Genomic DNA, 10269 nt, shown 5'->3' on the forward strand with positions numbered 1-10269 from the left:
GTCCGCCTGGCCACCCCCGCCCAACGACGCGCGATCTTCGCCCGCTACGCCACCTGCTGGATCGACGGCTGCCCCCTACCCGCCACCATGTGCCAGATCGACCACGCCGACAACTGGAGCACCGGCGGCCTCACCGACCTGAAACTGCTCGGACCCGCCTGCCAGTTCCACAACCGCGACCGCTACCGCCACCCCGACCGCTACATCCGCCGCAAGGAAGGCGCCGACCGCTGGGCCTTCACCTACCACCGGACCCGCACGAGGCGGCTGCGGGAGTGAGGCGGTCGGGGTGGTGGTGGCGCTCGTGTCGCCTCACGGCGCTGTCGTGCCGTGTAAGAGTGGCCGCGCGATCACAGCGAAGGTCGGGGGCGGCCCCGGGAGTCCGGGGTCAGCCCTCCAGTTCCCGGACCCGCTCCGACGGGGGTGCGTCGAGCACGCAGGTCCCCCAGTCCGAGAAGGTCGTCTCGGTCCGTGTCTTGGCGGACAGGACGTAACGGACCGGACGCCCGCTCAGGTCCACCCACAGCTCGTAGTCGGCGGAGGGGCCGAGATCGCCGGGACCGGTCCCGGCACCGCACGAGATGAGCGTGACGCTGATCCCACCGGAGTGCAGCGCGCGCTTCACGGTGGGGTGCGTGGCCAGATAGTCGCCGATCAGCGTCGCGATCGCGGAGACGGACCTTATGGGCGGCAGGGTGGCGGTGGACCCGGCCGTCAGGGGGCCGACCATGATGACCAGGAGGATGACCAGGAGCAGTCGGCGTACATGCAGGCTCTGCACATCCGATCATGGTGCCGTGTGGATGTGCAGAGCCTGCGAACCGATCTGTGCATGTTTCGTGCACGTTCCTAACGGGCCTCCAGGGTGAATGTCGTGGTGAGAACTCGGCCCTGGGCGTCGCGGAACTGGGCCCACAGGCGGTACAGGCCGGGGCGGGGGAACCGGGCGTGCAGGCCGAGTTCGGGCCCGAAGGTCTGGCCCGGCAGGGCGAAGACGGGGCGGCCCTGGTCGTCCTCGGCCTCCGCGTGCTCGTGGGCGAACCCCTTGCCGTCGATCGGCATGATCACCACGTGGCCGGCGGCGGCCAGGTAGGGGCGCAGGCCGGTGACGGGCCTGCCGGTCGCGGCGTCGGCGAAGCGGAAGGTGAGGTCGCTCCTGCCGCCGGCCTCGGCCTCGCCCGTGAGGGTGACCCGGAGGCCGCCGACGACCTGCTCTCGGGAGGACGGCGACGCCTTTTCCGAACTGGTGGAAGAGCTGGTGAAACCGTCCGGGCGACCGACCGTGATCTCCTGGTGGTCGAGGACGTCGGTCATCTCCCCGCGCCGCCGGAACTCGGCGTTGACGAGGTAGCGGCCGGCGGTGGGGAAGGTCAGCCGGACGGAGAACTCGCCGGGCCGGCCGGTGGGCTCGGGGTGGACGTGGGCGAAGGTGCCCAGGTCCGCCCGGGTGGCGATGAAGTGCATCCACGCCTCATGACTGCGTACGACGTCGTCGACGGGACGGCCGGTCGAGGGGTCGGTCAGGCGGATGCGTACGGTGGCGGGGACGCCCGGGGCGACGTCATGGGGGACCTGGATGTCCATCCGGACGCCGGCGTCCTCGGCGGGCACGGGTTGGGTCTCGGCGGTCATCATCACGCTCATGGCCGGGCGCATCGGCATGCCGGTGTTCTCCACCCAGGCGAGCACGCCGTTCATCCCTCGCTGGGCCGCCTCCGTACGGCTGAGCGAGGTGAACCCGGCGCCCACGGCCACGGCGAGGCAGGCGACGCCCGCGAGATAGCCCCAGTCGGCGAGCCGGGACACTCCGGAGCCGGGCCGGAACCGGCGCAGGCGCAGCGCGTTGGTGACGACGCTGACCGAGCTCATCGCCATCGCGGCGGCGGCGAGAGAGGGGTCGAGGAGCACGCCGTTGAAGGGGTACAGCACACCGGCGGCGACCGGGATCAGCAGCACGTTGTACGCGAACGCCCAGGCGAGTCCCTGCTTGATCGTCCTCACGGTACGCCTGGACAGGTCGATGGCCGAGACGATGCCGCGCAGGTCGCCGCCCACGAGGGTGATGTCGGAGGCCGCGATGGCGACGTCGGTCCCGGTGCCGATGGCGATGCCGAGATCGGCCGTGGCCAGCGCCGGGGCGTCGTTGATCCCGTCGCCGACCATGGCGACGACCGCGCCGTTCTCGCGCAGGGCGGCCACGCGGGCCGCTTTGTCCTCGGGCCGTACGTCGGCGATGACGCGATCGATGCCGACCTGCCGGGCGACGACATCGGCGGTGGCCTGGTTGTCGCCGGTCAGCATCCACACCTCGAGGCCGAGCGCGCGCAGCCGGTCGACGGCCTCGCGGGACTCGGGCCGGATCGTGTCGGCCACGCCGATCAGCCCGGCGAGGCGGCCGTCGAGGGCGACGTACACGGGGGTCGCTCCCTCGGCCGCAGCCTCGGCGGCCACCTGCTCCAGCTCGCCGACGCTCACGTCATGGCGGCGCATGAGTGCGCTGTTTCCGATGAGCACGGCCCTGCCGCCCACCTGGGCCGCCACGCCGTGGCCGGGTATGGCGTCGAACCGCTCCACCTCGGGCAGGCGGAGGCCGCGGTTCCAGGCGTGCGCGACGATCGCGTCGCCGAGGGGGTGTTCCGAGCCCCTCTCGGCCCCGGCGGCGTACGCGAGCAGCTCGTCGGCGTCCCCGCCCGCGACGGTGACGAGGCGGGTCACATCCGGACGGCCCCGGGTGATCGTGCCCGTTTTGTCCAGGATGACAGTGGTGAGGCGGCGGGCCTGTTCGAGCGCGTCTCCGCCGGAGATCAGGATGCCCAGCTCGGCGGCCTTCCCGGTGCCCACCATGATCGCCGTGGGGGTGGCGAGGCCGAGCGCGCAGGGGCAGGCGATGATCAGTACGGCGATGGCGGTGCCGATGCCCAGCGTGAGCCGTCCCTGGTCGGGCCCGAAGACCGCCCAGACGACGAAGGTGAGCGCCGCGATGCCGATGACGGCGGGCACGAACCACCCGGACACCATGTCGGCCAGGCGCTGCAGGGGCGCCTTCGACCCCTGCGCCCGCTCGACCAGCCGGACGATCTGCGCCAGCGTCGTGTCCTGACCGACGGCGGTGGCCCGCATCACCACCGAGCCGGTCCGGTTGATCGTGGAACCGATCAGCGGGTCGCCCTCGCCCCTGCGCACCGGCATGCTCTCCCCCGTGATCATGCTCTCGTCCACGGTGGAGACGCCGACGGTCACGACGCCGTCCACGGGGATCTTCTCGCCCGGGCGCACCCGGACGAGGTCGCCGACGGCGACGTCCTCGACCGGAACCTCGACCTCGGTGTCCCCGCGCAGCACGCGGGCCGTCTTCGGCCGCAGCCCGAGCAGTTCCCCGATGGCGGAGGTGGTCCGCTTCCTGGCCCTCGCCTCCATCCACCGCCCCATGAGGACGAGTGCGATGACGACGACGGAGATCTCGAAGTACACGTGCAGCGGCAGCCCCAGCCGCTCCGCCGCGGCCGGCCACAGCGTGACGAACGCGCTGTAGCCGTACGCCACCGTCGTGCCCATGGCGACGAGCGTGTGCATGTTGACCGCGCCGTGCCGGGCCGCGGCCCAGGCGGCGCGGTAGAAGGGACGGCCCGCCCAGAACTGCGCGACCGTCGCGACGACCAGCAGCAGCGGCATCAGCCAGTCCATCGCGTCGATGGGCAGCGGCAGGTACATCAGCACCATCATCGACAGACCGGCCGCTAGGGTGACCTGCCAGGTGCGCTTGAGCCGGGCGACCTCCCGGTCCGGTTCCGGCTCCGGTCCCGGCTCGGGTTCCGGCTCCGGTTCGGGTTCGGGAATCTCCGCGGTATACCCGGCCCGTACGACCGACTCGGCGAGCGTCGCGACGGTGACGCGGGCGGGATCGTAGGTGACGGTGGCGACCTCGGTGGCGAGGTTCACCTCGGCCGCCGTCACGCCGTCCACCCGGGTGAGGGCCTTCTCCACCCTGCGTACGCAGGACGCGCAGGTCATGCCGCCGATGTCCAGCGTGCACATGCTCGTCGCGACCGTCATCGCTCCACCTCCTGATCCAAGGGCTTCGAGGCGACGGTCGCGCGCGGCGCTTTCCCGCCGCTGCCCACTCCCTGTCCGCCTGGCGAAACCGACGACAGGGGCCGGACAGCGGCGCCCGGCATGGTGCTCGCACAGCGTTTCCCCGGATGTCGAAGGAGTCAGGATGAACCAGCTCGTGCTGTCCGTGCCCGCCATCAGCTGCGGCCACTGCGTCAAGGCGATCGCCGAGTCCGTCGGCGAGGTGCCCGGCGTCGGCTCGGTGGCCGTCGACTTCACCGCCAAGACCGTGGTGGTCACCGGCTCGGCCGACCCGGCCGCCGTGCGTGCGGCCATCGCCGAGGCCGGCTACGAGGCCGCCGAATGACGTACGACGCTTTGATCATCGGAGGCGGACAGGCCGGGCTTGCGCTGGGATACCACCTGCGCCTCGCCGGTCTGAGGTTCGCCATCCTCGACGCGCACCGGCGGGTGGGTGACGCGTGGCGCCACCGTTGGGACTCGCTCACGCTGTTCACGCCGCGCCGGTACGACGGCCTGCCCGGCCTGCCGTTCCCTGGCGACCCGGACGGCCATCCGGGCAAGGACGAGGTCGCCGACTACCTGAAGGCGTACGCGGAGCGGTTCGCCCTCCCGGTGCACCTCGGCTGCCACGTCACGTCCGTACGGCCGGATGGGGAGAGGCTCCTGGTCGAGACCTCGGCCCGCATGTATACGGCGGCGCGGGTCGTGGTCGCGGCGGGGGCGTTCCACACGCCGCGAACGCCGGCCTTCGCGTCCGGCCTGGACCCGCACGTCACCCAGCTGCACAGCAGCCGTTATCTCCGGCCCGAGCAGCTTCCGCTGGGGGTGGGGTGGGCCGGGGACGCGCGCACCCTGGCCGACCGGCTCAGCGCCACCGCGATCGATCCCGGCAAAACGCTCATCGCCCCTTAATATTGGGCAGTCCCGGCGGAGCCTGGGTGACGAGGAGTGACATGCCGAACACGGCCGTGACGTTCGCGGTTCTCGGGCCCACCGAGGTGCGGGGACCCGGCGGCTCCGCGACGGCGCTGCCGCCGTCCGTGCGGGCGCTGCTGGCCCGGCTGGCCCTGTCATGCGGGCGCGTGGTGCCGGTGGACGGCCTGACGGACGCCCTGTGGGGCGACGAGGGCGACGACCTGCCGGCCGACGCGGCGAACGCCCTGCAGATCCGGGTGTCCAAGCTGCGCCGCGCCCTCGCCGCCGCAGGGCTCGGCGCGGACGTCCTGGTCACGCAGGCCCCGGGATATCGGCTGGCCGTGCCCCCGGAAGCCGTCGACGCGCACGTGTTCGAGCGGCTGCTCGTACGGGCGCGGGAGGAGACGGCCGCCGGGAACGTCGTCGCCGCCCTGGGCTGCCTGGACGAGGCGCTGCGGCTGTGGCGGGGGCCCGCGCTGGCCGACGTCGGCCAGACGACGTGGGCGACGACGGAGAGCGCCCGGCTGGAGGAGCTGCGGCTGGGCGCGGTCGAGGACCGGTTCGAGCTCCTGCTGGAGTCCGGCGGGCACAACGAGGCGGTCGCCGACATCGAACGCCTGGTGGCGCGCCACCCGCTGCGGGAGCGGCTGCACCGCCTGCTGATGCTCGCGCTGTACCGCGGCGGGCGGCAGGCGGAGGCGCTGGCCGCCTACCAGGCGCTGCGGCGTGGTCTCGCCGACGAGCTCGGCATCGACCCGTCGCCGGAGCTCCAGGCACTCGCCGAGGCCATCCTCCGCCAGCAGGTCCCGTCCGCCGCCCAACCGGCCCCGGCCCCTGCCCCGAAGAGCACCGACCGGCTGCCACAGCGGCTGCCACAGCGGCTGACCTCGGTGATCGGCCGCCAGGACGACGTGACCGCGGCGCTGGAGCGGCTCGCGGAGGCGCGGGTGGTGACGCTGACCGGCCCGGGCGGCATGGGCAAGACGACGCTCGCGTTCGAGATCGCCCGCAGGGTGAACGGGGCGCTGGCCGACCGCGTGCTGCTGGTCCGCCTGGCCGCACTCGAGCCCGGGACGGACGTCGCCGATGCGTTCGCCGCCGAGCTGGGCGTGCCGCCGCAGGGCACCGCGGGGGCGGACACGGGGGCCGACACGGCGGCCGACGCGGTCGAGGAGCACCTGTGCGACGGCCGCACGCTGCTCGTGGTCGACAACTGCGAGCACCTGGTGGACGACGTGGCCGCCCTCGTGGAGCGGCTGGCCGCGGCCTGCCCGCGGCTGCGCGTGCTGGCCACCAGCAGGGAGGCGCTCGCGATCCCCGGCGAGGTGCAGATCGCGGTCGGTCCGCTGGACGTCACCCAGGACGACGGGCCCGCCGTGCGGCTCTTCGCTGAGCGGGCCCGTGCCGTACGGCCCTCGTTCACGCTCGACGAGGAGACGGCCCCCGTGGTGGCGTCCATCTGCCGTCGGCTCGACGGCATGCCGCTCGCCATCGAGCTGGCCGCCGCGCGGGTGAAGGCGCTGTCTCCGGCCGACATCGAGGCCCGGCTGGCGGACCGGTTCTCGCTGCTGACGGCGGGACCGCGCACCGGCGAGGCGCGTCACCGCACGCTGCGCGCCACCCTCGACTGGAGCCACGACCTGCTGCCGGAGGCCGAGCGGCGGCTGCTGCGCCGCCTCGCGGTGTTCCGCGGCGGCTGGACCCCGGCCGCCGCGGAGGAGGTGTGCGCCTTCGGCGGCGTCGGCAGGGGAGAGGTGCTCGACCTGCTGTTCCGGCTGGTCGACCGGTCGCTCGTGGTGCCGGAACCGGCCACCGGACGGTTCCGGCTGCTCGTCACCGTACGCGACTACGCGTGGGCCCGGCTGGAGGAGGCCGGGGAGGTCGCCGAGTGCCGCGACCGCCACCTCGCCTACTACGCGCGCCTGGCCGAGGAGCACGGCATGCGCGTCCGCGATCTCGCCGTCTTCACCCGGCTCTACGACGAGCACGACAACTTCCGCGCCGCCGTGGACCACGCCCTCGAGAGCGGCGACGTCGAGAGCGGCTTCCGGCTGGCCTGCGCGCTCGTGATGTTCTGGAACTACGGCGTGCGCTACGAGGGCACCCGGGCGCTGACCGCGCTGCTGGAGACCGGCGGCGGGTCCGCCGCCGCCCGGGCCCGCGCGCTGCAGGGCATCGGGCTCCTGCACGTCTACTATCCGACCCCGCGTTCGGTCGCCGCCGCCGAGGAGAGCCTCGCGGTGTTCGAGGAGATCGGCGACGTACGCAACGCCGCGATCTCCCGGCTGGTGATGGCCTGGGCCGGCCAGTACGGCGGGGACCCCGGGCACCACCGTGCCCTGATCGAGCGGAGCAGGCGCGAGCTGGGCGACTCCGACGACGGCTGGTGGCTGGGCATGACGGAGTATCTGGAGGCCCTGCTGGCCCTGCGCCTGGGCGACTTCGAGGACGCGGTCGTCCGGTGGCGGCGCGCCCTCGACCTCGCCAGGGCCGTCGGCGACCGCATCATCGGCAGCGCGATCCTCGCGCATCTCGGCATCGCCCTGCGCGAGTCCGGGCGGCGGGAGGAGGCCCTGGCCGTCCTGCGCGAGTCCGTGGACGAGGTGCGCGGCCGCAACTCGCTCCACGGGCTGACCTTCGCCCTCGTGCACGCAGCCCATACGAGGCTGGACGTGGACGAGGGCGACGACGTCACGGCGCTGCTCGCCGAGGCGGACGACGTCGCACGGCGGGCGCGCAACCCCCGCTGCCAGGCATGGGCGGCGTGGGGGCGGGCCCGGATGGCCCGCGTACGCGGGGACGCCGGCTCCGCCGTCCGCGAGTGCCGAGACGCGCTGGCGCTGCTGAAGGAGGGCGAGTTCCCCTGGGCCAGGGCCCGCCTGTGGTCGTTCCTGGCCGGCTGCGCCGAAGAGGCGGGACTGCCGGACGAGGCCGCGCACGCCCGGAAGACGGCCGCCGCGCTCACGGGCTGAGCGGCTCGCCGCGCCGGTGCTCGCACCGGTCGCCCGAGAATCCTGCCGCCGCCAGCGCCGCCCGCAGTTCGGAGTCCAGCTTCGCCGGGTCCACCCCGCCGCGTACGCGCAGCAGACCCCGGGCGGCGTCGACCTCGAACGCGGTGACACCGGGCACGTCGCGCACGTGCCTGCTCAGCAGGCGCACGCATCTGCGGCACAGCAGGGCCGGCACGCACACGGTCAGCCACTCGGTCAGCCACTCGGGGGTCTCCTGACGGCTCTGGTCTGCCATGCCGTCCAGCGTGCCGCCCCGCTCTGGCGGCCCGCTGTCCGTCCGCTGTCCGGCACCGCCCAAGGTGAGCAAGACCGCGACCAGTGCGCCGACAGCTCCGGCGGCGACGCTCGCTCCATGACCCTCACTGAAACACCTCCGCGAACGGACGTCGCCGCGCTCGCCCGCGACGTCGTGAAGATCTACGGCCGCGGCGACACCGCCGTCCGGGCCCTCGACGGCGCCACCCTGTCGATCCCCGCCGGGCGGTTCACCGCCGTGATGGGACCCTCGGGGTCCGGCAAGTCCACCCTGATGCACGCCCTGGCCGGGCTCGACACGGTGGACGAGGGACAGGTGCTCATCGGCGACACCGACCTCCGCCGGCTCAGCGAGCGACAGCGCACGCTGCTGCGCCGCGAGCACGTGGGCTTCGTCTTCCAGAGCTTCAACCTGCTCCCCACGCTGACCGCCGCAGAGAACATCGTGCTGCCGCTGACCCTCGCCGGGCGGCGGGCCGACCAGGCGTGGATCGACGAGATCGTCGCGATGCTCGGGCTGGGCGACCGGCTGCGGCACCGTCCCGCCGAGTTGTCCGGCGGGCAGCAGCAGCGGGTCGCCGTGGCCCGGGCGCTGGCCGCCCGCCCGCGCATCGTCTTCGCCGACGAGCCGACCGGCAACCTCGACTCCCGGGCGGGGGAGGCGCTGCTCGGCTTCCTCCGCCACGCCGCCCGCGAGCTGGGCCAGACCATCGTGATGGTCACCCACGACGCCAACGCCGCGGCGTACGCCGACCAGGTGGTCCATTTCGCCGACGGCCGCGTGGCCGGCCTCACGCGCAACGAGGAGAAGTGACCGCGATGTGGCACCTGATCGTCCGCAACACCGTCGCCCGCCGGGGCAGGCTGGCGCTGACGCTGCTCGCCGTCCTGCTCGGCGTCACCTTCGTCACCGGCAGCCTGGTGCTCACCGACACCTCCCAGCGGCTGCTCGACGACCAGTTCCGTACGGCCACCGCGGGGGTGGACCTGACGGTGCGCGACGCCGCCGCGTTCGACTCGGCGATGGGCGTGGAGGTCGAGCGCGACCCGCTGCCCCCCGAGGTGGTGGACCGCGTCCGCGCCGTGCCGGGCGTGGCCGCCGCCACTCCCGTCGTACGGGGTCAGGGGCTGCTCGGCGTCGCCAGGAAGACCATCGTCCCGGCGGGCCCGTCGCTGCTGCTGTCCTGGGAGCCCGCGCCGGTCGGCGCGTTCACCCTGCGTGCCGGGCGTGCCCCGGTCGCCGGGGACGAGGTCGTGGTGGACGCCGCGACCGCCCGCCTGCACCGCATCGGCCTCGGCGCCGAGGTAACCGTGAGGGCCGAGCGTACGGAACGGCTCCGCGTGGTGGGGCTGGCCGGGTTCGGGCCGGCGGAGGGCCTGCCGAACACCACCGTCGCCCTGGTCGCCCTGCCCGCCGCGCAGCGGCTGCTCGCGCTGGACCGGAACGCCTCGGAGATCGCCGTCGTCGCCGCGGACGCGCCGACGCCCAGCGGCTGCGCACCGCGGTGTCGGCCGCGCTCGGGTCCGGATACGAGGTCTCCTCCAGCCGGGACGTCGCCGCCTCCAGCGCGGCCGCGGCCAAGACGCAGATCTCCTACCTGCAGGTGATGCTGTTCGCCCTGGCGGCGGCGGCCCTGCTCGTCGGCGCGTTCCTCATCGCCAACACCTTCTCGATCGTCGTCACCCAGCGCACGCGCGAGCTGGCCGTCCTGCGGGCGGCCGGGGCCACCGGCGGCCAGGTGATGCGCTCGGTGCTCGGCGAGGCCCTGCTGGTGGGGCTGGCCGCCTCCGCGGTGGGCGCGGGCCTCGGCGTCGCCTGCGCGGCGGGGCTGCGCGACCTCGGCCCGTGCCTTCGGGATGACGCTGCCCGGCGCGGGCTCGTCGTCGCGCCCCCGGGACCCTGGTCGTCGCGTTCGCGGTCGGCGTCGGCGTCACGGTCCTGTCGGCGCTCGGCCCGGCCCGCCGCGCCGCCTCGGTGGCGCCGGTGGAGGCGATGCGGCGCGCGTCGGCCGAC

At 74.0% G+C, this 10269-nt stretch carries 10 protein-coding genes; 7 read left to right on the plus strand and 3 right to left on the minus strand.

Features of this window, described 5'->3' with window-relative positions; all coding sequences use genetic code 11:
* The coding region (locus tag B1L11_RS47665) for an HNH endonuclease signature motif containing protein (RefSeq protein ID WP_179155582.1) at positions 1-279 on the plus strand (279 nt) is incomplete at its 5' end.
* 109 nt (positions 280-388) lie between these two features.
* Here the strand turns inward: B1L11_RS47665 and B1L11_RS42720 are convergent.
* Complete coding sequence (locus B1L11_RS42720) at positions 389-781, minus strand: hypothetical protein (protein ID WP_079320864.1); 393 nt, start codon at positions 779-781, stop codon at positions 389-391.
* 68 nt (positions 782-849) lie between these two features.
* Positions 850-4053: a heavy metal translocating P-type ATPase gene (locus B1L11_RS42725; protein WP_079320865.1), complete on the minus strand. Its 3204-nt coding sequence runs from the start codon at positions 4051-4053 to the stop codon at positions 850-852.
* Positions 4054-4216: 163 nt separating this feature from the next.
* Between B1L11_RS42725 and B1L11_RS42730 the strand changes: the two genes are divergently transcribed.
* From B1L11_RS42730 to B1L11_RS42740, 3 genes are read left to right on the plus strand one after another with little or no spacing between them, the layout of a single operon-like run.
* Positions 4217-4417, plus strand: coding sequence for a heavy-metal-associated domain-containing protein (locus B1L11_RS42730; protein ID WP_079320866.1), 201 nt, complete (start codon positions 4217-4219; stop codon positions 4415-4417).
* Positions 4414-4986: an NAD(P)-binding domain-containing protein gene (locus B1L11_RS42735; protein WP_079320867.1), complete on the plus strand. Its 573-nt coding sequence runs from the start codon at positions 4414-4416 to the stop codon at positions 4984-4986. Before B1L11_RS42730 ends, B1L11_RS42735 begins: the two co-directional genes overlap by 4 nt.
* Before the next feature lie 41 nt (positions 4987-5027).
* Positions 5028-7961 (plus strand): BTAD domain-containing putative transcriptional regulator, encoded by a 2934-nt coding sequence (locus B1L11_RS42740; protein WP_079320868.1) that lies wholly within the window; start codon positions 5028-5030, stop codon positions 7959-7961.
* On the opposite strand, the gene B1L11_RS42745 is transcribed toward B1L11_RS42740, so the two are convergent.
* The gene (locus B1L11_RS42745; RefSeq protein WP_079320869.1) at positions 7951-8235 is read right to left on the minus strand and encodes a heavy-metal-associated domain-containing protein; all 285 of its coding nucleotides are present in this window, start codon (positions 8233-8235) and stop codon (positions 7951-7953) included. The two genes, B1L11_RS42740 and B1L11_RS42745, sit on opposite strands and share 11 nt — an antisense overlap.
* Positions 8236-8352: 117 nt before the next feature.
* Between B1L11_RS42745 and B1L11_RS42750 the strand changes: the two genes are divergently transcribed.
* From B1L11_RS42750 to B1L11_RS42760, 3 genes are all read left to right on the plus strand, one after another.
* Complete coding sequence (locus B1L11_RS42750; protein WP_079320870.1) at positions 8353-9069, plus strand: ABC transporter ATP-binding protein; 717 nt, start codon at positions 8353-8355, stop codon at positions 9067-9069.
* Positions 9070-9074: 5 nt separating this feature from the next.
* Positions 9075-9863, plus strand: a complete 789-nt coding sequence (locus B1L11_RS42755) for an ABC transporter permease (RefSeq protein ID WP_256863393.1) — start codon at positions 9075-9077, stop codon at positions 9861-9863.
* Positions 9863-10269, plus strand: a 407-nt coding sequence (locus tag B1L11_RS42760) for an FtsX-like permease family protein (RefSeq protein ID WP_143737959.1), incomplete at its 3' end; no start/stop codon positions are given. The genes B1L11_RS42755 and B1L11_RS42760, both read left to right, overlap by 1 nt.

Origin of the sequence: Microbispora sp. GKU 823, from assembly GCF_002027145.1 — a bacterium.
Classification (GTDB): Bacteria; Actinomycetota; Actinomycetes; order Streptosporangiales; family Streptosporangiaceae; genus Microbispora; species Microbispora siamensis.

Excerpts from the sequence above, each read along its gene's own strand:
- B1L11_RS42745 (WP_079320869.1), bottom strand. The coding sequence starts at position 8,235 with ATGGCAGACCAGAGCCGTCAGGAGACCCCCGAGTGGCTGACCGAGTGG.
- B1L11_RS42750 (WP_079320870.1), top strand. The coding sequence starts at position 8,353 with ATGACCCTCACTGAAACACCTCCGCGAACGGACGTCGCCGCGCTCGCC.
- B1L11_RS42735 (WP_079320867.1), top strand. The coding sequence starts at position 4,414 with ATGACGTACGACGCTTTGATCATCGGAGGCGGACAGGCCGGGCTTGCG.
- B1L11_RS42730 (WP_079320866.1), top strand. The coding sequence starts at position 4,217 with ATGAACCAGCTCGTGCTGTCCGTGCCCGCCATCAGCTGCGGCCACTGC.
- B1L11_RS42740 (WP_079320868.1), top strand. The coding sequence starts at position 5,028 with ATGCCGAACACGGCCGTGACGTTCGCGGTTCTCGGGCCCACCGAGGTG.
- B1L11_RS42725 (WP_079320865.1), bottom strand. The coding sequence starts at position 4,053 with ATGACGGTCGCGACGAGCATGTGCACGCTGGACATCGGCGGCATGACC.
- B1L11_RS42755 (WP_256863393.1), top strand. The coding sequence starts at position 9,075 with ATGTGGCACCTGATCGTCCGCAACACCGTCGCCCGCCGGGGCAGGCTG.